22 protein-coding genes and 1 pseudogene are annotated in these 24,774 nt (G+C 63.9%); 11 read left to right on the top strand and 12 right to left on the bottom strand.

The window, feature by feature from the left end; all coding sequences use genetic code 11:
• Window positions 1–75: 75 nt before the first annotated feature.
• The 5 genes from N5D45_RS11480 to N5D45_RS11460 all read right to left on the bottom strand — a co-directional run bounded on the left by N5D45_RS11480 (window position 76) and on the right by N5D45_RS11460 (window position 6,574).
• Window positions 76–3,420 (bottom strand): XVIPCD domain-containing protein, encoded by a 3,345-nt coding sequence (locus N5D45_RS11480; RefSeq protein WP_279938972.1) that lies wholly within the window; start codon window positions 3,418–3,420, stop codon window positions 76–78.
• A gap of 31 nt (window positions 3,421–3,451) precedes the next feature.
• A complete protein-coding gene (locus N5D45_RS11475; RefSeq protein WP_279938971.1) occupies window positions 3,452–4,084 on the bottom strand; it encodes a DUF1629 domain-containing protein in 633 nt (210 codons plus the stop codon).
• 373 nt (window positions 4,085–4,457) lie between these two features.
• Window positions 4,458–5,102, bottom strand: coding sequence for a DUF1629 domain-containing protein (locus N5D45_RS11470; protein WP_279938970.1), 645 nt, complete (start codon window positions 5,100–5,102; stop codon window positions 4,458–4,460).
• Between the two features lie 87 nt (window positions 5,103–5,189).
• Complete coding sequence (locus N5D45_RS11465; protein ID WP_164193627.1) at window positions 5,190–5,831, bottom strand: DUF1629 domain-containing protein; 642 nt, start codon at window positions 5,829–5,831, stop codon at window positions 5,190–5,192.
• A 98-nt stretch (window positions 5,832–5,929) separates the two neighbouring features.
• Complete coding sequence (locus N5D45_RS11460; protein WP_279938969.1) at window positions 5,930–6,574, bottom strand: DUF1629 domain-containing protein; 645 nt, start codon at window positions 6,572–6,574, stop codon at window positions 5,930–5,932.
• 170 nt (window positions 6,575–6,744) lie between these two features.
• Here N5D45_RS11460 and N5D45_RS11455 point away from each other — a divergent pair, with 170 nt between their 5' ends.
• Window positions 6,745–6,960 (top strand): hypothetical protein, encoded by a 216-nt coding sequence (locus tag N5D45_RS11455; protein WP_279938967.1) that lies wholly within the window; start codon window positions 6,745–6,747, stop codon window positions 6,958–6,960.
• Window positions 6,961–7,443: 483 nt separating this feature from the next.
• On the top strand, window positions 7,444–7,812 hold the full coding sequence (locus tag N5D45_RS11450; RefSeq protein WP_279938966.1) for a hypothetical protein: 369 nt from the start codon (window positions 7,444–7,446) through the stop codon (window positions 7,810–7,812).
• A gap of 144 nt (window positions 7,813–7,956) precedes the next feature.
• Here N5D45_RS11450 and N5D45_RS11445 read toward each other — a convergent pair whose 3' ends face one another.
• From N5D45_RS11445 to aceE, 3 genes are all read right to left on the bottom strand, one after another.
• Window positions 7,957–8,904, bottom strand: a complete 948-nt coding sequence (locus N5D45_RS11445) for a hypothetical protein (protein WP_146257714.1) — start codon at window positions 8,902–8,904, stop codon at window positions 7,957–7,959.
• Window positions 8,905–8,907: 3 nt separating this feature from the next.
• Window positions 8,908–10,338, bottom strand: a complete 1,431-nt coding sequence (locus N5D45_RS11440) for an AAA family ATPase (protein ID WP_100449284.1) — start codon at window positions 10,336–10,338, stop codon at window positions 8,908–8,910.
• 124 nt (window positions 10,339–10,462) lie between these two features.
• A complete protein-coding gene (gene aceE / locus N5D45_RS11435; protein ID WP_019660853.1) occupies window positions 10,463–13,150 on the bottom strand; it encodes a pyruvate dehydrogenase (acetyl-transferring), homodimeric type in 2,688 nt (895 codons plus the stop codon).
• Window positions 13,151–13,695: 545 nt separating this feature from the next.
• Here aceE and N5D45_RS11430 point away from each other — a divergent pair.
• Both N5D45_RS11430 and N5D45_RS11425 read left to right on the top strand, forming a co-directional pair.
• Entirely contained in the window at window positions 13,696–14,256 is a 561-nt protein-coding gene (locus N5D45_RS11430; RefSeq protein ID WP_072167692.1) for a PadR family transcriptional regulator, read from the top strand.
• Window positions 14,257–14,316: 60 nt separating this feature from the next.
• Window positions 14,317–15,114: a siderophore-interacting protein gene (locus N5D45_RS11425; protein WP_279938964.1), complete on the top strand. Its 798-nt coding sequence runs from the start codon at window positions 14,317–14,319 to the stop codon at window positions 15,112–15,114.
• Window positions 15,115–15,284: 170 nt separating this feature from the next.
• Here N5D45_RS11425 and N5D45_RS11420 read toward each other — a convergent pair.
• Window positions 15,285–15,611: pseudogene (locus N5D45_RS11420) on the bottom strand (hypothetical protein); the annotation flags it as partial.
• 197 nt (window positions 15,612–15,808) lie between these two features.
• Here N5D45_RS11420 and N5D45_RS11415 point away from each other — a divergent pair.
• Window positions 15,809–16,210 carry a hypothetical protein gene (locus N5D45_RS11415; RefSeq protein ID WP_279938962.1) on the top strand — a complete coding sequence of 134 codons (402 nt, stop codon included), beginning with the start codon at window positions 15,809–15,811 and terminating at the stop codon, window positions 16,208–16,210.
• Window positions 16,211–16,385: 175 nt separating this feature from the next.
• Here N5D45_RS11415 and N5D45_RS11410 read toward each other — a convergent pair whose 3' ends face one another.
• Both N5D45_RS11410 and N5D45_RS11405 read right to left on the bottom strand, forming a co-directional pair.
• Window positions 16,386–17,093 carry a YceI family protein gene (locus N5D45_RS11410; protein WP_005407837.1) on the bottom strand — a complete coding sequence of 236 codons (708 nt, stop codon included), beginning with the start codon at window positions 17,091–17,093 and terminating at the stop codon, window positions 16,386–16,388.
• A gap of 86 nt (window positions 17,094–17,179) precedes the next feature.
• Entirely contained in the window at window positions 17,180–17,770 is a 591-nt protein-coding gene (locus N5D45_RS11405) for a malonic semialdehyde reductase (protein WP_010484192.1), read from the bottom strand.
• A 126-nt stretch (window positions 17,771–17,896) separates the two neighbouring features.
• On the opposite strand from N5D45_RS11405, the gene N5D45_RS11400 reads away from it, so the two are divergent.
• The 6 genes from N5D45_RS11400 to N5D45_RS11375 all read left to right on the top strand — a co-directional run bounded on the left by N5D45_RS11400 (window position 17,897) and on the right by N5D45_RS11375 (window position 21,819).
• Entirely contained in the window at window positions 17,897–18,856 is a 960-nt protein-coding gene (locus N5D45_RS11400) for a mitochondrial fission ELM1 family protein (protein WP_109814303.1), read from the top strand.
• 128 nt (window positions 18,857–18,984) lie between these two features.
• Window positions 18,985–19,215 (top strand): hypothetical protein, encoded by a 231-nt coding sequence (locus N5D45_RS11395; RefSeq protein WP_046984459.1) that lies wholly within the window; start codon window positions 18,985–18,987, stop codon window positions 19,213–19,215.
• Between the two features lie 48 nt (window positions 19,216–19,263).
• The gene (locus N5D45_RS11390) at window positions 19,264–20,115 is read left to right on the top strand and encodes a DUF2145 domain-containing protein (protein ID WP_279938961.1); all 852 of its coding nucleotides are present in this window, start codon (window positions 19,264–19,266) and stop codon (window positions 20,113–20,115) included.
• Window positions 20,116–20,134: 19 nt separating this feature from the next.
• Entirely contained in the window at window positions 20,135–20,638 is a 504-nt protein-coding gene (locus N5D45_RS11385) for a hypothetical protein (RefSeq protein ID WP_279938960.1), read from the top strand.
• A gap of 32 nt (window positions 20,639–20,670) precedes the next feature.
• Window positions 20,671–21,183 (top strand): hypothetical protein, encoded by a 513-nt coding sequence (locus tag N5D45_RS11380; protein ID WP_279938959.1) that lies wholly within the window; start codon window positions 20,671–20,673, stop codon window positions 21,181–21,183.
• 75 nt (window positions 21,184–21,258) lie between these two features.
• A complete protein-coding gene (locus N5D45_RS11375; protein WP_049412252.1) occupies window positions 21,259–21,819 on the top strand; it encodes a queuosine precursor transporter in 561 nt (186 codons plus the stop codon).
• Between the two features lie 142 nt (window positions 21,820–21,961).
• Here the strand turns inward: N5D45_RS11375 and glnE are convergent, their stop codons facing one another.
• Complete coding sequence (glnE, locus tag N5D45_RS11370; protein ID WP_279938958.1) at window positions 21,962–24,757, bottom strand: bifunctional [glutamate--ammonia ligase]-adenylyl-L-tyrosine phosphorylase/[glutamate--ammonia-ligase] adenylyltransferase; 2,796 nt, start codon at window positions 24,755–24,757, stop codon at window positions 21,962–21,964.
• Window positions 24,758–24,774 lie beyond the last annotated feature (17 nt).

Raw genomic sequence — 24,774 nt, 5'->3', positions numbered from 1 at the left:
GGCCAAGCGCGCAATGCACGCGCGTAACGCCCTATCGGCACCATCCATCTGAACTTGAGTGCACGTTCCACCGAATCACATGCTCGCCGCACGAATCTGGATGTCGTGCTGCACCCGCTGGTCTTCCAGCTGCTGGTCCATCTGATTGGCAAGCGCACGCCGATGCGCTTCGCGGCTGACCGCATCGAACTGTTGCAGTGACTCTTCAACTGATGTCTGCGCCGCCAGCTCGGTCGGCATCGCAGCGCGCTGATGGGCCGGATTGCTGGGCTCACCCTGCACCACGAACAGCGTGTGCCCGGCCGGGTGTTCGCGCGTAGCGTTGCTCACCAGCACATGGTCCACCCGTTCCAGGTCGTTGTCCTTGGCCAGTACCAGAAGGCTGACGGTCATGCGTTCGCTGACTTCATCGAAGCTGCGGCCGTGCTTGGCGTCCAGCGCTTCCACGCCCTCACGGATCTGCTGATACAGCGCGTGATCGGGGTGGCCGGGCTGCGTGGGGTCCTGCAGCGCCCGGTTCGCGGTCGATGCCTCATCCGGTCCGGGCACGGCCGGCTCAGGGCTTGGCGGTGTCGTAGGCTCGGCAGGAACAGGGACAGCCGCAGTGACGGGCTGGAGGTCATCCAATGGAGCCGGTTCGGGCTCTGGCACGTGTTGTGCCGCTTCCTGCTCCACAGGCCATGGATCGCGCGCGGGCTCAGCAGGCAGCGGCTCCTTGAACGGCACCTGCTCGACCTCCTGCCCTGCCATGTCCTGCTTTGGAGCTGGAGCAAGCACAGGCATCGGGACCATCTTCTCCGGTTCCGCCGCCTGCTCTATGCGCTGTGTTGGCATCGCCTGCGTTGCCGCATCCAGAGGCGCGGCGGCATGTGGCGTCGCGCGCTCAGGTGCGGCCGGGTGCGCCTGCATCGGCCCAGTGGGCTCCGGCGTCTGTGAGGCGGTACGGTCTTCGGTGGGCGCCTCGCTGTTTGGATGGGGCTGAGGTTGCGGCTCCGCCTCACGCCGCGGCGGGTCGCGCTGTTCGGCGTGCCGCTGAGGCTCGGGCTTATCCTTTGGGGCGGGCGTAGGCGGTGGTGCGACCGTTATCGCTGGCGACGCCGCCGCAACCGCCGCAGGCGCGATGGGTTGCGCAGTCGCCGGCTCTTCAGGCCGCACTTCCACGTTCCCATCCTGCTCGGATGGCTTGTCGCCATGTGCCACCTGCGCGGCTGCTCGCGCAGCCTCTCCCGCATCTACCTGCGCAGCACCCAGCCGATTTGCCTCCTGCAGTGCCTGCCGGTACGCCTCCTGCTCAGCCGCCGACAGTGCAGCAATGCGCAGCTCGGGCGAGTCCGGCAACGGCGCCTGCTCGTTGGCACGCGCGCGCACCTCATTCCATGCGGCCTGCAGCTCCTGCGTGCTGGTGGTCGCGACGGCGCGCGCCACGCCATCCTGGCCTACCTTGTAATGGGTGATGGGCCGGGACGCGCCCGCGTTGCCTTCGGCTACAGGCCCCAGTTCCTGCAGCGTGGGACCCGTAATGCCGTGCTGCTCGCGCGTGCGCGCCGTAGCCAGGGCAATGGCCTGCTCCCACGCCGGTGACAGCGCGACGCCCGCAGCGTAGTAGCTGTGGCGAAGCTCGTTCTGGTTCACTTCCGGCGCAGATGGCAACGGTCGCGCGTCAAATGCGGCAATGGTCTGGTTGAACTGATCGAGCGACGGCTGCTGGATGGTGCGGGTCAGCTCCAACTCCAGCGCCATGTTCCCCTGCGCGATCTGGCCAGCGTGGTGCCATTGCCCTGCTTCGTCGCGCTGGTAAAGCTGGTTGTCCGAGCCCTGGATGGCGTCGGGCCTGGCACGCGCCTGCTCCACCGCTTCCGGCACCAGCGGCACGAAGTCGCTGGCGCGGGTAGCGACGTAAGTCTCCAGGTAGCTGGCGGCAATCGCGGCCTTGCCGTTGGCGATGTTGTTCTCGATGCGTTGCACCGCCTCACGATTCAACTCGTTGGCGCGTTCGGGGCTGGCGGTCTGCGTCTCATACACCCCCCGGTCGTTGGCGCCGGTCAGGCCGATCTTGACCTGCCGCGTCCACTGTTCGGTCTGCGCATCGCGGTGCCAGTTGGGGTTGTCCAGACGGCTCTCGCCATCCTTCGCCGGGATGCTGAAAGGATCCTGCGGCGGCGGCGCCTTGCCCAGCGCCAGCTCTACCGCTTTTACGTGGGCGTATGCGCCCAGCTCGCGGGCCTTCTCGTAACTGGCACCCACACTGCGCTCAGCCGGATTGCCCAGGCCGTCGCCCGCGCTGTCCATGACCGCCTGGCGCTGCCAGTTGCGGCCATCGAACTGCCATGTGACATCGGCCTTGTCGGTCTGCCGGTAGACGGCGCGGTTGTCGAGCAGATCGGCGCCGTTTTCGAACGCCTTGCTCATCAGCAGCGCATCGCCTGCGACGATGGCGGCTGGGACGAAACTGGAGGTGCCGATCACCGATGCCGTGGCCATGCCACCGACCCAGCCACCGCCGTTGCGCGCCAGGGCGTGGGTGAGCTCGGACTGAGCGGCGGTGCCGTTGCCTTCCTCCAGCAGCTGCGAAGTACGGCGGGCGGTAATGACAGCGTCGGCGCCGGAGGCGAGCAGGCCGCCGGAGCGGATAAGTTGGCTGGTGGAGGCTTCGCCGATTAGGAGGTCCAATGTCGCACCGCCTTGCTGCGAGCGCGGGCTGCGAATGCGATGCCCGGCTTCCTCGCCGAGCACGCGCTCGACCGTCTGGATACCCGGCTCTGTCAGAACAACTCGGCCACCGTGGTGGGCATTGGAAATGGCAAGCGACAGGCCGCTTCGCTGCAACTCAATGTTTCCACCGCGAGTCAGTGGCTTGGCGTCATACTCGATTCTATTGAGCGTAGTCACGATACCACTTTCGGAATGAGTGACAGCCACCCAGCCAAGGTCGACCCCGGTGAAACCTCTCAAGGCTTGGATCTGAGCGATATGCGTTTGGTGGTACTCAGGAACGCCGTCAAAAAAATCCCGGATTCGTTTGTTCGTGATCGCAGGCGTGCTTCCCAGCGGAGTATTCGTGTTGAGATCGCCGTTGATCAACCCGACCTTGACCGTGTCTCGCAATGCTTCTACACGTGCCATCACTCTATCGAGGGCGTCAGAGTCATTCAGTAGCGCGGCCTTACCGTCTCGCGTTCTCTGAATCTCGTTCAAGCGCCGAATCATTCCGTTCTGGTATTCACCCAACGGTCCGCCACTGTGCGGCGTAATGCCCATCGCATCTGCATAGGCAGGGTTTGCGGGGAGGAACAGCCGGTTCTCTTGGGCGTGAATATTGAATCGCCCGGCCTCCTGCAGCTTTGCGAGCAACGGGCTGTGCCTCAGCGTCTGCTGCTCAATCGCGTGATGGTCCTGCAAATGAGTGGAATGTCCAGCCACAAATCCTCCTTGACTCAAGCATCGCCTGGTCTCAGCAGTTCACCGCGTCATAGAACCACAGACCGTTGGACGTACCGCTGGCGATCAGTCCCGCGGCTTCGACCGCCTCCTTGAAAGTGCGGTCGCAGAAGACACCTTCGTAGTAAGGGAGCCGGAATACGTGAGCATCGCCGATGACCTCCCGCTTGAACGCCAAGCGGACGTCGCCAGTCAGATCGTAGTATTTCCCCTCTTCATAGTCGTCACTCACGATGATCTTCAGCTGGGATGCTGCCTCATCCAAGGCATCAATGGTTCTGATGACATCGCAAAGGAAATAAGGGCCACCCATTGCTCCATCAGCGAGTCGATAGTCAGTCTCCCTGAAGGCAAAAGCACCTGGGTCCACGGCCGCCATCACCTCGCGGAGACGCCCGGAAACGAGCCAATAGCCGCTCATTCCAGCTTCAAGATCCTCCGGTGGCCACCCCTCACTTGGGTAATACACTAGACGCGGTGTCTCGCGCAGAGGCGGGAAGCCCCCCTGATCGGGACGCAAGAGGAAATTTGGAGGCGTCTTCAGGGAAGACTCGTTCTCAAAAACGACGCCATGCCCATTGCCGCGCCGTCGGGCATCTGGGCGCAACTCGAAGAACTCGCCCTTCTTTGGCAGATTCGAATTCATTGCTTGTCTCACCTCAGAATCATCTAAATAAGCGTGCCAAGAGCTTATCAGAGGGTGTCAGCCTTCCATGCCTTCTTCGAGTCATCCCCGCGCGCTCTCAGCCTGAAGTCCCCTCCACCGACATAGCGCACTACTGCTTCTCTCCAATTCCTCTGGCCGCTCTGAAGTACCGATGCGACCTGCCTCTTACCGCTCTGCCTTCAACTCAAGCACTGAATAGGCATGACTGCTTTTTAAACCGTTCTGCACCGGCAAGCAATCGGACAAAAATGAAATCGATCTTAAGTTCGACTACCGATCCCGTTCCATGAGACGCGCCGCAGCCGTCTTCAATTTTTACATGCGGATTATGCTTAGAATGACGCGCGCCATATCAGACATTGGCTGCGTCCTTGAACCTCAGGCCACGCATTTCACACTCGCTTCCAATTCCCGCAGCGCGTATGGCATCCCGGAACATGCGATCGCAGTAGACAAGATCGCCGGAGTACGGGCTCCTGAAGACATGACTGTCCCCGATTACGTCCCTCTTGAATGCCAAGCTTGCTCCGCCACGAAGGTCGTAGAACTTTCCGCCCGGATAGCCCTCATCGACGATGACCCGGAACTTCGATGCTTCCTCATCGACCGCATCCAGCTCGCGAGCAACCTCGCACAGGTGGTACGTTGGGCCCTCTGTGCCGTCCGGAAGCACGTAATCACACTCCACGAACTCAAAGGCGACGGGATCTATTTCGGTGAAGGCCATCTTGAGGCGCTCTGATACCAACCAGTAGCCACTCATTCCTCCTTCGAGGTCCTGCGGTGGATCCCCCAGCTTTAGATCGAGCACCAGACGCGGTCTCTGCGACAGATGAGGAAAGCCGCCTTCTTCGGGGCGGATGATCAGCCTGGGAGGCGTCAGCAGTGCGTCCTCATTCTCGATCTCAACGCCATGCCCTCTTCCCCTTCGAGTCGTGTCGGGCATCAGCAGATAGAATTCACCAGGCACAGGCTGATTACGTTTTGACGAGGGCATGTGCTTGTTTCTCTCCCAATTTTAGGCATGTACCGCACTCCGCACACTTGCAGCATAGGTCGCGAGGTTAGCGCCGGTGGGACCGACTCAGCAGTTCACCACATCTTCAAACCAGAGCCCGTTGGATCTCTTGGCCGTGACGATGCCGGCGGCTTCCACCGCATCTTTGAAGGTTCGGTCGCAGAATACCCCGCCATGGAACGGCAATCTGAACACGTGAGCCGAACCCAGCACTTCGCGTTTGAACGCCAACCGGATATCACCGGTCAGGCGGTAATATTTCCCTGCCTCGTACTCATCGCTGATCACGATGTTGAGCTGGGACGCTTCTTCATCCAAGGCGTCCAGCGTACGGACCACGTCGCAAAGGAAGTAGGTTGGTCCCTTTGAACCGTCTTCCAAGCGATAGTCGGTATCAGCGAAAACGAACGCGTCAGGGTCTATCTCTTCCATGACCTGGCGCAATCGCTCGGAGACCAGCCAATAGCCGCTCAACCCGCCTTCCAGATCCTGTGGAGGGACGCCCTGCCGCTCCTGATAGACCAAGCGCGCGACTTCACGCAGTGGGGGGACGCCACGGGCTTCGGGCAACAGGATCAGTCTGGGAGTCGCAAGCAACGCGTCCTCGTTTTCAAAGACCACCCCGTGACCCTTTCCTCTACGGGTAGCATCCGGTCGTAGCTTGAAGAACTCGCCCTTGCGCGGCCGATGGGTGGAGGTTGATCCCATGCTTGTCATCTCACCATGTGAATGTGAATCGAATTCGCTCGTAAGCAGTTGAAGCGAATCCAGAAGGCGCCCAAGGGTCCGATCCTCAGAGCTCTGACTCAGATGCTGGCCGCGTCGGTGAACCAGAGGCCCCGGGATACGCGCGGCCCACCGATTCCAGCGTTCCAAACAGCGTCGCGGAGCTCTCTGTCGCAGAAGACGAGGTTTCCCGAGTAAGGCGTCCGGAATATTGTGGCGTGGCCGATGACCTGCTTGCGGAACGCCAGACTGGCTCCGCCCCTTAGGTCGTAGAACTTCCCACCTCGATAGCCTGCGTCAGCGATGATCCGAAGTTCCGAGGTTTCTTCGTCCACCGCATCGAGCTCACGGGTTACATCGCATAGGAAGTACCGCGGGCCCTTGGATCCATCGGCAAGGCGGTAGTCACACTCTACAAACTCGAAGCCAACTGGATCTACAGAGACAAGAGCGTCGCGTAATCGTTCGGATACCATCCAGTAGCCGCTCATGCCCCCCTCCAGATCCTCTGGGAGGCTCCCCTTCTTTGCTGAGTAGACCAGCAGCGGCTTCTCCGCCATGGGGGGAAATCCCCCTTCTTCTGGTCGCAGGATCAGGCGCGGCGGGATGCGCAGCCGCTTCGCGTTCTCGAACACAACGCCGTGCCCCTTTCCCCCACGCGTGGTATCAGGCATCAGGAGGAAGTACTTGCCAGGAGCAGGCTGGTTCGACTTCGATGCTTCCATGCTCTTTCGCCTTCTTTAGCTATGATGCGCCGTAGCGAGTCTGCCCCGTTCTACCCCGACCTTCCACCTCGTGCAATCAGATCACTGCGAGATTCGGAACCTGGTCAAGCTCGCGTCCCGTGTCTTGAGACGCGCTCCAGCCATCCTCCCTTTCCCCTCTGGAGGATGACATGACCAAGATCGACCCCGCATGGCTGGAAGCCTTCGACAAGGAGCTCCTTCACCTGTTCGCCATCGACCACCGCGATGCTGGCATGGATGAGTACCTGCTGGGCTGCTACGCAGACCTTCCGCCTCGCGAAGCAGCACTGGCGTTCGGCAGCGACTACGACCTGGAGCGCGACGATGCGCTGTGGCCTCGGCCGGGCGTGGCGCTGCAAAGTTAAGTTGTGTCGCAATCGGCACGCTGCGCGAATGGGCGCCGTGGGCTACGTGTCGCTTTTGGGATTCCGAACAGCTGCAAACCTTGCTTTTCAATGCGCATTCGGGCGGTAACTTAACACCGGCCGAAACCACTGCACCGCAAGGGTTCTGCCACGCGCGCGCCATGCAACAATGCCGTAAGCGTCAGCATTTGCGGCCTCTGCGGCCTACGGTTTCTTGGCATCTCGCAACCATGCGAGTACACCTTGGCATGCCACCGGAAAAGGGTGGCGCGGGACTCGAAAACCCGTCTATGTACCAGATGTATGCGCTTGCCGGCCGGCGTCGCCTTTGTGTGGCGCCGGCTGGCAATCCGTTCGCGTTCCATGGCGGGCGGTGCGTGGGGATCTTCGGATCCGCCGGTCTGGTACATACCGGTTTTCGAGCCCGCACCGTCCGCCACCTTTATCGGTGGCACTGCTATCTGTCCTGTACGGAGCATTGCCATGAACACATCGGACTTCCGTTCCCTGCACGCGCACTACGATCCGGACAACGCCGAACCCGAGCGCGAACCGTCCGTCGATCCCAACGCCTTCGTCGCCACGCTACACCGCATCGGAACCGGTGCAGCGGCGGACGGCCAGCCTTGGCCGGAGCGGCATCAATTGCCTGGGCGCTGCCTTCAGTTGGCGGATGCGGATTGCGCATTGGCTGGTCTGCGCGTGGTAGCGGAGCTGATGCTGGCTGCGGAGCGGACTCGGCAGAATGGTGCGCCCGAGGAGTACCTGGGGGATCGGGTGATGGAGGGGTTGAAGATGGCGTGTGTGGCGCTGACTGCGCAGGTGGCTGAGCGGTTGCAGGTTCACCGATAAAGATGAGCGTTCACGCACACATGTAGCCAAATGATTGTTGAGGAAAATTAATGAGAAGAGGCAATTTAGCCTGCAATGATGCAGGAACAGCGTTGCAGACTCAAAGTGTGAAACTTGGCAAACACGGAACGTGTGTGGCAAAACCTAAGCCGCAAGCCATTCCACTATCTCAGGCAGGGGGAAAATATCCTCAGGCACTGTTTTAGCCAACAAAGTTGCCATATAACGTTGCCGCTCATCCCGCCCAAAACTCACAATGCTGTTACAGACCACACTATCAACCCCCGAAAGGCGAGCGTATGCACCTATACACGCCCAGATACACTCCTCTCCCGCGTGACCATGAGGAAGCCATTGAATTGAGATATTTGTGCTGAGGGAATCCTCATGATTCTCAACAAGCCCATTTATACGATCGACGATCATTTTCGCTCGAGGTTCGGCACATCCTCGACTTTCAAGTGAAGAGATCAAGGAAGTGGCGATCACAACACGATCTGAATTGGGCTCAAAGTGCTCGTGCCTCAATAACCCCCCTACCCTTGATAAAACCCCCTCCTCCTGCAGTGCAAGCGAAAGACACGAGGAGACTACAAGGATTTTTTTAAATTCATCATTAATTAATGAGAAGAATCCATTCTTCAGTGACCCACTAAACGCCATCTTCAAATAGGCGACGACATGATCCCGCCGAAAATTGTAGTTCTCAATAGAATGACCTTGCGTGGAGAATTCTCTGGCTCCCTGGACAGGCGCGACCCAAGCATTAGAAAGTCGGAACTCACCCGGGGGCAATCCATCCCATTCCCGATCTTTCAGCACCGCGAGCACATCATTGATCCTCGGCAAATTATTCGCGAGCTGCTGCGCCACTCTTACCACTTCCTTCACTTTTTCTTTATTACCCATTCCAGCACAGCATTCACCCTCAAGAATGCCGGCCTGATCAACCGTAAATACTGCGTCACAATCCCTTTCAGCATGCAGCCTAAGAATAACATTCCGGTCGGATATCCCTTCTACAAGGAGCGTCTTGCCACTCCTCCGCAGGGCTGCATTAATAAATCCATTTATGCTGTATTTCGATCCCATTTCTTATGCCTCATCCACGTCATCAGGCTGAACATCGTCAAAAAGTGAAGGCTGCTTTCGCGCAGAAGCATTAGGCTCAAAATCTTGAACATCGAACAAATGCTCAGCCCCAACTTCAGGCGAGTGAGTGCACACGACAATTTGTCGATCCGGTGCTTGGCGGGTCAACTCGTTGAGAATTATGCGCTGCCAATCGATATGGAGCGAAAGCTCCGGCTCGTCAATCAGGAACATTCCAGACGTGAACTTGGTACGGCTCGCGCAGTACAGCATCGTTATAATTTGCCTCTCACCCGAGGAGAGCGCATTCATTCCATATGAATGACCTGCCCCGGTCGAAATTGAAACAAGTCTTTTCGTCGGCCGCTTTTCCTCAATGTTCCTGCCAATCTTCAGCTGTTTTCCATCCAAGAATTTGTTAACTGAATTCTCGAACTCTCGCGTTTTGCGAAGCGCATTTCTTCGAGTCCCCTCTCGCTCCAACAATGCCTTCCTATAAATATCAAGAAGATATCTATTGACTCCGGAGGGTTGAGGTGACGAGCCAAGCTGACGTGCGGACCGCAGAAGGTCCTGATTTATTTCTTTGGAATTCTCGACACCCGAAGCCAATTCCTGAGCCTCAAGAAGATCGGATATCTCCTGAAGAATACCTTCATTGGAATCCTTGGATTCAGTGCTTTCTAGCCCAGCACTAACTCTAAATACCTTTACGAATGTTTCCTCGAACATTCGCTGCTCTTTGGCAGTTATTTCGTACTGTGCGCGGCGCCACTCTTCAGTTAAGGAAGTCTCGACATCTGAAATACTTGGGTAGCGAATAACAGGAACAAATTCGCCAAACCACTGGCGGCAAACAAGTGTTTTTTCTACCGAGGAGAGTGCTTCCTCGTGCACCTGCCGGGGGGACAGATTTTCTCTGGAACCCTCCCTCAAGGCTATGAATTCCAATTTCTGAAGCGATTCCAATTCTTCAGATCGTGCTTCACTGTACCTGCCAACACCATATCCATCTCGCCTTGTTCGCTCCAGAACCGAGCGGAAAGCCGGAAGATATGTCGCCCGGCCGCCGAGAACAGTTCTGAGAGAAGTCAGCTCTAGCGGCGATAGCGCGTCTATAGAAGATCCGGTCAAAGCCCCGTTAACAGATACTCTGATCGCCGAACTATCCTCATCCCTTTCAATTTCGACCTTGTCATCTGCAGACGTCCAAACGCAGATTCGCTGAAACTTGATGTATCTAAATCTGTTGAAATCGAGCTCAAGAAGATTAGCCAGAAGGTGCAGCATTGTCGTCTTGCCACGACCATTCTTGCCATAGATGACATTCAGACCTGGGCCCAGCGTCATATCGACATCCATTTGCCCATGAAGCCCCTCAACGACAATGCGCCGAATAAACAACGGACTAGCAGTGGACTTGCGCTCTTCCATAATTCCATTTCCTCTTATTATTCAGCGCCTGACAGCACACTCGAAGCAGAAGTACGTATCGCACTATCAACTAAAAGAATGGCGACCTAGGGTCGCCATTCACTAATGTCCTCAAGAATTCGAATCAAACCCCAACAGGATTAGCCTTCTCCGGATCAATCTTGTACTGCTTGATCGCCCGGGCCACATCCTTCGCGGTCATCTTCCCTTCCTTCGCCAGCGCCGCAATCGCGGCATGCGCGATGTAGTAGCGATCCACCTCAAAGAACCGACGCAGGTTCGCACGCGTATCCGAACGACCAAACCCATCCGTACCCAGCACCGTGTAACTCATTGGCACGAACGCACGGATCTGGTCCGCATACGCACGCACGTAGTCGGTAGCGGCAATCGCCGGGCCCTGGCGGCCTTCCAGCAGCTCGGTCACGTAGGCCTTGCGCTGCTCACCTTCCGGATGCAGGCGGTTGGCACGTTCCACGTCGAAACCATCGCGACGCAGCTCGTTGAAGCTCGGGCAGCTCCAGATATCAGCGGTCACGCCGAAGTCCTTGTCCAGCAGCTCGGCCGCGGCAATGGCTTCGCGCAGGATGGTGCCCGAGCCCAGCAGCTGCACGCGCAGCTCGCCCTTCTTCGGCTTGCCGGCGTCGGTCAGCAGGTACATGCCCTTGACGATGCCTTCGGCCGCGCCTTCCGGCATTTCCGGATGGGTGTAGTTCTCGTTCATCAGGGTGACGTAGTAATACTCGTCCACCTGGTCTTCCATCATGCGCTTGGTGCCGTGCTGCAGGATCACCGTCACTTCGAAGCCGAAGGTCGGGTCGTAGCTGCGCACGTTCGGGATGCCACCGGCCACCAGATGGCTGAAGCCATCTTCGTGCTGCAGGCCTTCACCGTTCAGCGTAGTGCGGCCGGCGGTGCCACCCAGCAGGAAGCCGCGGGTACGCATGTCGGCGGCCTGCCAGGCGATGTCACCCACGCGCTGGAAGCCGAACATCGAGTAGTAGATGTAGAACGGCAGCATCGGCACGTTGCTGACCGAGTAGCTGGTACCTGCGGCCATCCACGAGCTGATCGCGCCCGGCTCGCTGATGCCCTGCTGCAGCACCTGGCCGCTCTGGTCTTCGCGGTAGAACATCAGCTGGTCGGCGTCGACCGGCTTGTACTTCTGGCCGAACGGCGCGTATATGCCGATCTGGCGGAACAGGCCTTCCATGCCGAAGGTACGGGCTTCGTCGGCCACGATCGGCACGATGTGCGGGCCCAGTTCCTTGTCGCGCAGGGTGATGTTCAGGCTCTGCACGAAAGCCATGGTGGTGGAGTAGCTGCGCTCGCCGCTGCTCTTCAGCAGGCGCTCGTAGGCTTCCAGCTTCGGCGCCACGAAAGTCTTGTCGGCCTTGCGGCGGCGCTGCGGCAGGTAACCACCCAGCGCGGCACGGCGTTCCTGCAGGTACTGCACTTCCGGCGAATCCGGGCCCGGGTGGTAGAACGGCACCTGGCCGTCGGCCAGCTGCGCGTCGGTCACCGGAATGTTGAAGCGGTCGCGGAAGTGGCGCACCGCTTCGTCGTCCAGCTTCTTGGTCTGGTGGGTCGGGTTCAGTGCCTCACCGGCGCTGCCCATGCCGTAACCCTTCACGGTCTTGGCCAGGATGACGGTCGGCATGCCCTTGGTGTTCACGGCCTGGTGGTAGGCGGCGTACACCTTGTGCGGGTCGTGGCCACCACGGTTCAGGCGCCAGATGTCGTCGTCGCTCAGGCCGGCGACCATCGCGGCGGTTTCCGGGTACTTGCCGAAGAAATGCTCGCGGGTATACGCGCCGCCGAAGGCCTTGCAGTTCTGGTATTCGCCGTCGACGGTTTCCATCATCAGCTTCTTCAGGACGCCGTTGGTGTCCTTGGCCAGCAGGGCATCCCAGTAACCGCCCCACAGCAGCTTGATCACGTTCCAGCCGCCGCCACGGAACACGCCTTCCAGTTCCTGGATGATCTTGCCGTTGCCGCGCACCGGGCCGTCCAGGCGCTGCAGGTTGCAGTTCACCACGAAGATCAGGTTGTCCAGGCCTTCACGGCCGGCCAGGGCGATGGCACCCAGGGTTTCCGGCTCGTCGCTCTCGCCGTCGCCGATGAAGCACCACACCTTGCGGTCGGACTTCTCGATCAGGCCACGGTTTTCCAGGTAGCGCATGAACTGCGCCTGGTAGATGGCGGCCAGCGGGCCCAGGCCCATCGACACGGTCGGGGTCTGCCAGTAGTCCGGCATCAGCCACGGGTGCGGGTACGAGGACAGGCCACCGCCGTCCACTTCCATGCGGAACTTGTCCAGCTGCTCTTCGCTGATGCGGCCTTCCAGGAAGGAACGCGCGTAGATGCCCGGGGCGCTGTGGCCCTGGATGAACAGCAGGTCGCCCGGGTGGTTTTCGCTCGGGGCGCGCCAGAAGTGGTTGAAGCCCACGTCGTACAGGGTGGCGCCGGAGGCGAACGAGGCGATGTGGCCGCCCAGGTCACCCGGCTTGCGGTTGGCGCGCACCACCGTGGCCATCGCGTTCCAGCGGATGATCGAACGGATGCGCCATTCCAGCTCGGCGTTGCCCGGGCTCTTGGCCTCGAGCTGCGGTTCGATGGTGTTGACGTACTCGGTGGTGGGAGAGAACGGCAGGTAGGCGCCCGAACGACGGGTCAGTTCCACCATGCCTTCCAGCAGCTGATGCGCGCGCTCGGAGCCCTCGACATCAATAACGGCCTTCAACGACTCGATCCACTCCTGGGTTTCCACAGGATTCGGGTCGTTGTTCAGCACCTCGTTCAACCAGTTCATTAGCGCTCCCATAACCGCACGCACGCGCGCGACTGTTGTATAGATTTCTAGACCGCAAAGTGTAGCGCACCAAGGGCTTTCGTCACTTGGCTACGCTGGCGTATGGATGCAACCGGCCAGTGTCCGCAAGGGGCTTGCAAGCGCCCTCGACGGCCCTGCGGCGGGCCTTGGCGGCGGCGCGGGCTGTCGCTTGCGGGCCGCTGCGCCCATGTGCAGGACGCAGTGTTACCGCTGCCGATGACGGTTGTAGGGCAGCGCCGGGGCCACGGTGGGCGCCGTTCGGGCTTCGCCACTGAACCGGCGACAACGTGTCGCACCTGCCTCTGGATTGCCGCTGGCCGTGGGCCCAAGGTGGCCCGTGAGTGATGGGCCCGGTGGCCCTGCTCCCTTCCACAGCATCGCCGGGGCGCCTCGCAAGGGGCGCCCCTTTTGCTGTGGGTTGGGCTGGCCGTGGCCCAAATTGCACCTGCTTGTGGCCGGATCGGGTGTTGTCGCTTTCGACATATCGATATATCGTTTGCACACTCGTTTACCGATATATCGAAATGAGCCGAAGCCCCTCTCCCAGAGCCCGTTCCACCGATTCGGCGGTGCCGCGCCGCAACGGCCAGCCGCGCGTGCTCAGCCGTGGCGACCTGCGCCTGCTGGTGCTGGCCCTGATCGGCGAGCAGCCGCGCCATGGCTACGAGCTGATGCAGTTGATCAGCAACCAGTTCATGCAGGCCTACACGCCCAGCGCCGGCACCATGTACCCGCTGCTGGCCAGCTTCGAGCAGGCCGGCTGGATCGAGGCCGAGGAAGTGGACGGCAAGCGGATCTTCCGCATCACCGCCGCCGGCGAGTTCGAGCTGAAGGTGCAGCGCACCCAGGTGCGGTTGGCGCAGCGGCGTGCCTTCGACCGTGCCCGCGAGATCACCAAGGCCTCGCTGCCGCCGCCGCTGGCCACCGCCCTGCGCGAGTTCAAGCGGGCGCTGGTGCATCACCACGGCCGCTGGGCCGAGGGCGAGGCGGACGAAGTGGCGGCGCTGCTGACGCGGGCGTCTGCCCTGCTCAACGGTACCGCCGGTAGCGAGCAACCACCGATTTCAACGACCCAGCCAGACTGAATCCAGCCAGGTCCTCCCCTACGCCGCGCGCCCCCGCGCGACACCTTTGCAGGTATCCCCATGACCGAACACAACAACACGCGCCTGCGCCTGGATGTGCGCTTCCGTGAACTGACCGTGCTGCGCACCGAAGAAGTCACCCCGCACATGCGCCGCGTGGTGCTGGGAGGCGACGCGCTGGCCGGTTTCGATTCGCCCGGCGCCGACGACCACATCAAGCTGTTCTTCCCCAACGCTGCGGGCGAGATGGTGCTGCCGGTGCTGACCGCCGAAGGCCGCAGCTACCCGGACGGCAAGGAGCCCTCGCCCGCCCGCGACTACACCCCGCGCTGGTGGGACCACGAGACCGGCGAGCTGGCCATCGACTTCGTGCTGCACGACCAGGGCATTGCCGGGCCGTGGGCCGAACGCGCGCAGCCGGGCGACACGCTGGTGATCGGCGGCCCGCGCGGCTCGTTCGTGGTGGCCGACACCTACGACGCCTATGTGCTGATCGGCGATGAAACCGCGCTGCCGGCCATCGCCCGCTGGCTGGACGTGCTGCCGGAAGGTGCCGAGGTGCAGGCGTACATCGAAGTGAGCGATGAGGCCGAACGCCAGGACCTGCCGCAGTACGAGAACGTGCGCATCCACTGGCTGGAGCGCAACGGCTTCCCGGCGGCGACCAGCACCTTGCTGGAAGACATGCTGACCGACTTCGAGGCGCCGGAAGGTGATGTCTTCTACTGGATCGCCACCGAATCGCGTCGCGCGCGGATGATGCGCAAGTTCATCGAAGGCCACCTGGGCGTACCGCGCGACTGGATCCGCTCGACCGGCTACTGGAAGGCGCACCCGGACGAAACCGACGGCGATTGACCGGGCAGCCGGTGGGTGCGGACCCTGCTTGGTGGGTGCGGACCGTTGGTCCGCACGCCTTTGACGCACCTTCCTGGGTGGGTGCGGACCGTTGGTCCGCACGCCCTTGACCATGTAGAGCCGAGCCCACGCTCGGCTGCTCTTCGTTCCGCGATCGGCGAACCCTCGCGCTACGCGCGATGAGCCGAGCGTGGGCTCGGCTCTACAGGAGCACTGGGCGCCGCCTGCCGCGTCCACCCGAACCGCTTCGCGGCCCATATCTCCAGCGCCACCAGCAGGGCGATGATCAGCACCGGCAGCAGCAGCCCGAAGTACACGCCGGGCATCATGCCATTGATCTGCGCCTTCACCAGCCGCAGCACGCCACGGGTGTGCAGCAGCTCATCCACGTGCATGGTCAGCGCCTCGCGCACCACCTTGGGCTCCAGGCCGAGGGTGCCCGCCTTGTCCACCAGCGTGTCTTCCACCATGCCGCGGAGCAGGCCTTCGCGCACTTCCGTGGGTGATACAGCGGGCCATTGTAGAGCCGAGCCCATGCTCGGCTGCTCTTCGTTCCGCGATCGGCGAACCCTCGCGCTGCGCGCGATGAGCCTAGCGTGGGCTCGGCTCTACAGGTGTTCCGCCGCCCGGTTCAACGCATCAGCCGCCAAGCAATGCGACAATCGCGCTCCTTTCCTGCAGCAACGAGGCCCACATGGCCAAACTGACCCTGGCCAGCGTGGATGCGCTGCGTACCCGCTTCACCGATGACGCTGCCTGCGATGCGGCGCTGGCCGCGTTCGCCGACACCGCTGCACTGCGCATGCCGCTGCGCGACTTGGTGGAGGCACAGCACCGCTACCTGCAGGCCGAATTCGAAGTGGCGCAGGTGGCCGATGTGCTGCGCCGCGACCAGAAGTACGCGCCGGTGGGCCAGCCTTCGGTGCATATCGTGCAGCTACGCAAGCAGCAGGCTGCCACCAAGCAGGCGGCGTTGATCGCCCGCCAGGTGGTGGCGCAGGCCGCGCAGACGTTCGTGCGGGTGAGCGGGCTGGCGGCGAAGGCCAAGCAGAGCCCGAGCGAAGCGTGCGTGGCATGGTTGGGCGCGTTGCGCTGAGGGGTCGTGCGGACCAACGGTCCGCACCCACCAGATGCCGGTTGGCACCTACCGGGTAGTGCCGGCCGCTGGCCGGCAACCCCATCGGCATCGGGCACCTCGCATGCAGAGCCCAAAAAGAAGGCCCGCTTTTCAGCGGGCCTTCTGCCTTCTCACGACGAGTGAGCGGGGTGCATCAAGCGGCCGGCTTTTCGCCGGTGGCTTCGGTGGTGATGCGGATCTTCACTTCATCGCTGACGTTCGGGGCGTAGGCGCCGACGCCGAAATCGCTGCGCTTCAGGGTGGTGGTGGCATCGAAGCCGGCCGCCGGAACCTTGGCCATCGGGTGCTCGCCGCCGCCGTTGACGGTGACGTCCAGGGTGACCGGCTTGGTGATGCCCTTGATGGTCAGGTCGCCGGTGACGGTCAGCTTGTTGGTGCCGGCCGCTTCCACCTTGGTGCTCTTGAAGGTGGCATCGGCGAACTTGGCGGCGTCGAAGAAGTCGGCGCTCTTCAGGTGCTCGTCGAACTTGGCGGTGAAGCTGTTCAGGCCGCTCAGCGGCAGCTTCACTTCCACGGTGGACTTGGTCACGTCTTCGGCGTTGTACACCAGGGTGCCTTCAACGTTGCCGAAGTGCGCGCTCGGGTTGGAGAAGCCGAAGTGGCTCCACTGGGCCAGCACGTCGGTGTGGGTCGGGTCCAGCTTGTAGGTGCCTGAGGCGATCTTGATCGCTTCGGCGGCCGGCGCAGCGGCGGCGGCATCGGCAGCCGGGGTGGCGGCCTGCTCGGTGGTGGCCGGGGCGGCGGCATCGGCAGCCGGGGCAGCGGTGTCGGCCGGCTTGGAGCAGGCGGCGATGGCCAGGGTCAGGGCCAGCGGCAGCAGCAGTTTACGGGTGGCGCTCATCTCAGGAACTCTCCGGATCGTAGGGTGGGTACACGGTGCAGCAAGAGCCCGCCGCGGGACGGCGGGCCCGAAACCGATACAACGACTTACGCGATGCGCGCCGCTTCGTCGAACGACAGGCGCGGCAGACGCGGGAACAGGCCCGCCGAGTCACCGTAACCCAGGTTGACCAGGAAATTCGACTTGATGGAGGTGCCGGCGAAGAAGGCTTCGTCGACCTTGGCCGGGTCGAAGCCCGACATCGGGCCGGCATCCAGGCCCAGCGCGCGTGCGGCCAGGATCAGGTAGGCGCCCTGCAGGCTGCCGTTGCGGATGGCGGCTTCGTGGCGGCCTTCCTGCGGGCCGTCGAACCAGGCCTTGGCATCGGTGTGCGGGAACAGGTACGGCAGCTTCTCGTGGAAGTCCAGGTCGAAACCGATGATGACGGTGACCGGCGCAGCCATGGTCTTGGCCAGGTTGCCTTCGGACAGCGCCGGGGCCAGCTTGTCCTTGGCTTCCTTCGAGGTGACGAAGACGAAGCGGGCCGGCGTGGTGTTGGCGGCGGTCGGGCCCCACTTCACCAGGTCGTACAGCTCCTTCAACAGGCTCTCAGGAACCGGCTTGTCCAGGAAAGCATTCTGGGTGCGGGCAGTACGGAACAGCTGATCGAGGGCAGCAGCGTCGAGCGCGTGGGACATCGGTGGATCTCCAGGGCGGCGAAAGGAAGTCAGTGCCCGCGGGCGGCGCGGGGCGAATCGACGAGCCGCAGTGTAGAGTGTCGCGACTGTTGCAACACCCAGCAGGGCTGAAACGAATTAATGCCAATGGTGAAACGATCGAGCGCGCCCTGGACGGTCACGGACGGCCGCGCAGGCAATGTCCGCCAGGCGGTTGCGCTGGCCTCGGCGCTGCGCCAGGGCACCCATCGGCCGCTGGTCCTGCAGCCCCGCGCGCCCTGGCGCTGGCTGTCGCCGCGTCGCCTACCCGGCGATGTGAATGGCTACGGCGAGGCCTTCGCGACGCTGGCTGCCGATGCCCCGGCGCTGGCGATCGGTTGTGGCCGCCAGGCCGCGGGCGCGCTACGCGTGCTGCGCGCCCGTGGCAGCCAGGTGGTGCAGATCCTCGACCCGCGCATCAACGCTCGCCACTGGGATGTGGTGGTGGTGCCCGAACACGACGCCCTGCGCGGCAGCAACGTGCTGACCCTGCTCGGCAGCCTCAACCCGGTGGACGATGACTGGCTGGCCTGGGGCCGCGCCGCGTTCGCCGGCTTCAGCACCCTGCCGGGCCCGCGCACCGCGCTGCTGGTGGGTGGGCCGACACCGCTGGCGCCCTGGGATGAGCCCGCGATGGTGGGCGTGTTCCGGGCGCTGGCCGAGCAGATCCGCAGCGAGGGCGGCAGCCTGCTGGCCACCACGTCGCGACGCACGCCGCCGGCACTGGCCGAGATCCTGCGCGCGACCTTCGCGGACCTGCCGCACGTGATCTGGGGCGACGGCGGCGACGGCACCAATCCCTATGGCGGCCTGCTCGGCTGGGCCAACCGCGTGGTGGTGTCGCCCGATTCGGTGAACCTGCTGTCTGAAGCCTGCGCCACGCGCATGCCGGTGATGGTGGCGCTGGCCGATACCGCGCAGGGTCGGCTGGCGCGCTTCCAGCAGCAGCTGCGCGAGCGCGGGCGGTTGCAGGCGCACTGGCTGGACTGGCAGTACGACCGCATCGAGCCGCTGCGCGAGACCGCTCGGGTGGCGGCAGAAGTGAAGCAGCGCCTGGCATTGGGGTAGTGCCGGCCTCTGGCCGGCAATCCTGGGCGCCCGGCATCACGGTGGTGCCGGGTGCGCAGCGATTTCTGAACATTTCGATCCGCGCGCACCGTTAGAGTCCAGCTTCCCCCATCACGCTGAACGTCTTCATGCGCACCCTGCTCCTGCTGCCCCTGGCCCTGCTCGCTGCCTGCTCCACCACGCCCACCGAACTGGACCCGATTTCCTACCAGTGCCAGCAGCAGCTGGACGCGTATCGCGAACAACCGGCCTTGCGCGATCCGAAGACTGGCGAGCGCCCGCCGCTGCCGATCGCGCCGATCAGCGATGCCTGCGACAGGGAACTCAAGCGCAAGGGCGTGGACCGCCCGCTGCGCTGAGCGGCGTATGATCGGCGCGCGGGCCTGCCCGCCGTTGAAGGTATCGACATGGATCGTTTCTCCCGCCTGCCCCGCGCCGCGCTGCTGATCGCCAGCCTGCTGGCGACTGCACCGGCCTGGGCCAACAGCACCGAGTGCCGCGAACGCTACCCGAGCGTGGCGTCGCAGGCGGCGATGCTGGACGTGGCCTGGACCACCGCCGAGCGCCTGGATGCGCTGCCCGATGTGGACGTGGTGGTCGCCGCACGCGGTGGCCAGGATCTGAGCCGCTATGGCCTGCGACACAGCCACCTGGCCTTCCTGCTGCGCGAGGACGATGGCCGCTGGCGCGCGATGCACCTGCTCAACCGCTGCAAGACCGACAGCTCGCAGCTGTACCACGAAGGGCTGGGCAACTTCGTCGGCGAGAGCGGCGGCCATACCGACCTGCGCATCGGCGTGCCGGCGGCGCCGCTGCGTGCCGCGTTGAAGGCGATGCTGGTGTCGCCCTCGATCCAGCCCAAGGCGCTGCACGAAACGAAGTACAACGTGGTCGCCTACCCGTTCGCGACCGACTACCAGAACTCCAACCAGTGGGTGCTGGAGGTGCTGGCCGCGGCAATGGCGCAGGCCGAAGGCGCGCCGGCCATCGTCAAGCGCGAACAGGCCCAGCAGTGGCTGCGCCAGCAGAAGTACCAGCCCAGCGTGCTGCATATCGGCCTGGGCAAGCGCGTGGGTGCGCGCCTGTTCGTGGCCAACGCCACCACCACCGACCATCCGGCCGGCGAACGCATCTCCGGCAACTATTCGGTGGTGACGGTGGAATCGGTATTCGACTTCCTGCACCAGCGCAGCCAACTGCAGCAGGAACTGGTGATCCCCCATGTGCCGGTGGCCGGTGCTGCCGCCGCCACGCCCTGAATCCAGCAAGGAGAACGACATGCGCACCCTGCCTGCCTTCCTGATGCCGATGCTGATCGTCGCGAGCCTGGCTTGGTCCACGGCCGCTCATGCAGAGCGCCGCATCGTGATCATCCATGACCCGGGTCCGCAGGGGCCGAGCCTGGAGATGTCCTCGCAGATGGTGAACTCGGCCCGTGCGGCGGCGGCGAAGGAAGCCCAGGATGCCGCCGATGCTGGCCAGCCGCTGGCCCGCCCGCAGCAGATCAAGCTGCCGCAGATGCAGGTGAGCGCCATCGCTACCACCGTCGACGGCCGCCGCGAAGTGTTGCTGCGTGATGCCAAAGACCCGCAGAACACCGCGTCGATGCAGTACCCGCGGGGCATCGGCGATCCTGCCGTGCAGTTCACCGTGGGCCAGACCGTGAACTTCGAGCCGACCGGCAACGATCAGGGCTGGCAGCTGAAGGACAACCAGGGCCGTCCGCTGGAATACCTGCCCGAGGCCACCGGCCCGCGCGACATCTTCGATACCCGGCGCTGAGCCGCCGTCCTCACATTGACCAGGAGGTCTCCATGTTCCGTTGCCTGCGCGTTCCCGCGTCCGCCCTGCTGCTCTTGGCACTGCTGGCGCCCACCGTCCATGCTGGCGCCGCGCCACAGTTGAACAGCAGCGAGGCCAGCGTCCTGATCACCTCGGTGATCGTGGTCTCGGTGCCCCTTGCCGCATCGGCAGGCCTGTCCGAACTGTCCAAGGCGCCGTTCAAGGCCAGCGAACGCCGTGAGAAAGCCCAGCGCACCAAGGCGGTGCCGCTGCCGCCGATGGAGGTGAAGAAGGTGGAGACCACACCGGAGGGCGAGCGCCAGGTGCAGCTGCAGGTGCCGGACAAGGCGGACCAGACCGCGACCCTGCGGTGGCCGGCGCGCGTGCATGAAGACCAGAACGCCGCGTTCGTGGTGGGGCAGCGGGTGCATTTCGACCCCACCGAGGCCGGTGCCGGCTGGACCGTGAAGAGCGCGCAGGGTCAGGCATTGGCGTACGTGCCGACCGCCTATGCCGCCGGCGACGTGATGAGCGAGGCGCTGTAAAGCTGAACGAGCGTTTTTGGCTTTGCCGCGGGCCGGGCGGATAATGGGCGATCCCCTTTGTCCCCCTGGCTCGCCATGTCCGTGCGTCCTGCCCCTGTGTTTGCCCCGCTGACCCCGCGCGCCCTGGTGCTGGCGGTACTGGCGATGGGCGCAGTGGTGCTGCTGTCCAACGTACTGGTGCAGTACCCGATCAACGATTGGCTGACCTGGGGTGCCTTCAGCTATCCGGTCGCGTTCCTGGTCAGCAACCTGATCAACCGCCGCTTCGGCCCGGGCCCGGCGCGCCGCGTAGCGTGGATCGGCTTCCTGGTGGCGGTGCTGCTGTCGATCTGGGTGGCCACGCCGCGCATTGCCATTGCCTCGTGCTCGGCCTTCATCGTGGCGCAGCTGCTGGACATCACCGTGTTCGACCGCCTGCGCCGTGGCAGCTGGTGGCGCGCACCGATGGTGGCCACCACCTGCAGTGCGACGGTGGATACCACCATTTTCTGGTCGATCGCGTTTGCCGGCTCCGCCCTGCCGTGGGTGAGCTGGGCCGCCGGCGACCTGGCGGTGAAGCTGGCCATCGGCGTGTGCCTGCTGGCCCCGTTCCGCGCGCTGTTGTGGAAGATGGCGCCGCTGCGCGCCACCAGCTGACCGCACATGCTCTGGTAGGTACCGACCGTTGGTCGGCACGCTCCATCAGAGTTCATCACCGCTGACAGATTGTGCCGACCAACGGTCGGCACCTACCAACAGCGGATCATCCCCGGGCAATTGCGCTAATGGGTGCACCCACTCACCCGAACGGCAACTCCGCGGCTCTGCACGCTGCCGTAATCGCGGCACACGCCTCTTCAATCGCGGGCGTGGTCGGTGCCAGTCGCGGACGTCGATCCAGCGTGCAGGCCAGGCCTACGTCCAGCAACGTGGCATGTGCGCCATGCAGCGCCTCTGCGGTGTCTTCCGGCAGGAAACCGACAACCGCCAACGCGTCGATCAACGACGGCGTATCGCGCGGTTGCAGCAGCGCCGCATGCTGCGCGCTGCGCGCCAGCACGCCGGTCTGCAGCAGGAACTCCAGGTCCACTACGCCACCGGCACCCTGCTTCAGGTCCAGCCGCGCGGCATCGCTGCGGTCCAGCTCGGTGCGCATGCGTCCACGCATCTTCAGCACATCGGCATACAGCGTGGCCGGATCGCGCTCACGTCCCAGCGTCTGCGCACGTACCTGTTCGAAGTCGGCCAGCAGGCTGGCATCACCGGCCACGCCGCGTGCGCGCACCAAGGCCTGGTGTTCCCAGGTCCATGCGCGTTCGCGCTGGTATTCGGTGTAGCTGGCCAACGAAGACACCAGCGAACCCTTGCCACCGTCCGGGCGCAGGCGCACGTCGATGTCGTACAGGCGGCCCGCAGCAGTGACCGCACCGAGCAGCGCCATCACCTTCTGCGCCAGGCGCGCATACCAGCGCCCCGGCTCCAGCGGACGCGCGCCGTCGCTGGCGTCCACGCCGGCCGGATTGTCGTGCAGGAACACCAGGTCCAGATCGGAGCCGAAGCCCAGTTCCAGGCCACCCAGGCTGCCGTAGCCGATGATCGCGAAGCGGCCACCGGGAATCTCTCCGTGTGCGGCGCGCATGTCCGCCTCGGCCATTGCCAGCACGGTGACCACCACCGCCTGCGCCAGCTCGGCCAGTTGCCGGGTGCTGTCCACCGCCCTCTGGCGCCCGTCCAGCGTGGCCATCGCCATGCGGAAGCTCAGCGCCAGCCGCGTCTCGTTGAGCCAGCGCAGCGCAGATTCGGGATCCTCCACCGCCAGCACCTGCTGGCACTCGGCCAGCATGCCGGCGGCATCGGGCATCGGCCCGGACACGCGCACGTCCAGCAGTTCGTCCAACAGCAGCGGATACGCCGCCAGGCGTTCGGCCAGCAGTGCGCTGCGCGCCAGCACATCGACCAGCCGCGCCAACGCGCTGGGCTGCTCGTCCAGCAGCGCGAGATAGCTGGTCCGGCGCAGCACCGCCTGCAGCAGGCCAAGCACGCGCTTGAGCGCGGCATCCGGCTGGGGCGAACGCGTGGCGGCATGCAGCAGTGCCGGCAGCACGCGATCCAGCCGCGCACGCGCGGCGTCGGACAACGACTTCACGCCGGTGCTTTGAGCGAAATCGCGCAGCGACTGGTCAGCGCCGTTGGCATCGAGGAAGCCGGCTTCGGCCAGCAGCGGTGCGTTGCTGCCATCGGGCAAGCTGCGCCAGTAGTTGGCCAGTGCATCGGGCGCGGCCTGGCCCTTGCGCGGCGCCAGCAGCGCAGCGAACTCGGTACTGACCCGTGCCTGCTGCACGGCCAGCGCCGCGCGCAGCACGTCCCAGTCCGGATAGCCGAGGCCGACGGCGATGCGCTCGCGGTCCAGCGCATCGCTGGGCAGCACGTGGGTCTGCGCATCGCGCAGCATCTGCAGGCGGTTTTCCAGCCGGCGCAGGAACAGGTAGGCCTCGCGCAGCGCGCTGCCATCTTCGGGGGCGATCTGCCCGGCGGCGACCAGCGCGTCCAGCGCCACCAGCAGGCGGCGTTCGCGCAGTGCCGGTTCGCGACCACCGCGGATCAGCTGCAGCGCCTGGCACAGGAACTCGATTTCGCGGATGCCACCGGCGCCACGCTTGATGTCCTCGTGCAGCTCGCGGCGCGCGACCTCGGCGGTGATTGCTGCCTTCATCTCCCGCAGGCCGTCGAGCGCTGTGAAATCCAGATAGCGGCGGTACACGAACGGGCGCAGGGTCTGCAGCCACGCTTCACCGGCCTCGATATCGCCGGCCACCGCGCGCGCCTTCAGCCAGGCATAACGTTCCCAGTCGCGGCCTTCGCGCTGGAAATACTGGTCCATCGCTGCGAACGACAGCGCGACGCGGCCGGCGCTGCCGAACGGGCGCAGGCGCAGGTCGACGCGGTGGCTGAAGCCATCGACCGTGGTTTCGTCCAGCAGCTTGGCCAGGCGCTGGCCGAGGCGTGCGAAATACTCTTCGGCGGCCAGCGCGCGCGCGCCGTCGGATTCGCCGCCGTGCGGGTAGGCGTAGACCAGGTCCACATCGGAACTGAAGTTGAGCTCGCCACCGCCGAGCTTGCCGAGGCCGAACACCACCAGCTGCTGTGGGGTGCCTTCGCCATCGCGGACCACGCCGTGGCGTTGGGCGAATTCCTGCTGCAGGGCGTCCAGTGCCAGCCGCAGGCAGTCTTCGGCCAAAGCGGTGGCGCCGGCGAGGGTCTGCGGCACGTCGTCGAGGCCGGCCAGGTCGCGCCAGATCAGCCGCGTGGACATGGCGGTGCGCCAGCGCCGTATCTGCGCCGGCCAGTCGCTGGGCTGCAGCGGATCGAGCACCGGCGCCGGGATCGGCGGGCAACCGGGCGCGGCCAGCTGCGCCAGCAGCGCCGGTTGCCGCACGAGGGTGTCCAGCGCGAAGTCACTGGTCACCGCCAGCCGGGTCAGCAGCGGCAGCAGCTCGGCAGGAACGGGCTCGGGCAGGACCTGGGCCAGGCGCGCCAGGGCGCGGTCGACAACGGGCTGGAGGACGGCGGACAGTTCGGCGGGGGCGAGGGTCATGCCCTGATTCTCGCGGG

Origin of the sequence: Stenotrophomonas sp. GD03819, from assembly GCF_029841665.1 — a bacterium.
Taxonomy (GTDB): domain Bacteria; phylum Pseudomonadota; class Gammaproteobacteria; order Xanthomonadales; family Xanthomonadaceae; genus Stenotrophomonas; species Stenotrophomonas geniculata.
The sequence above is the reverse complement of the archived record's forward strand: the minus strand, read 5'-3'. Positions and strand labels throughout refer to the sequence as shown.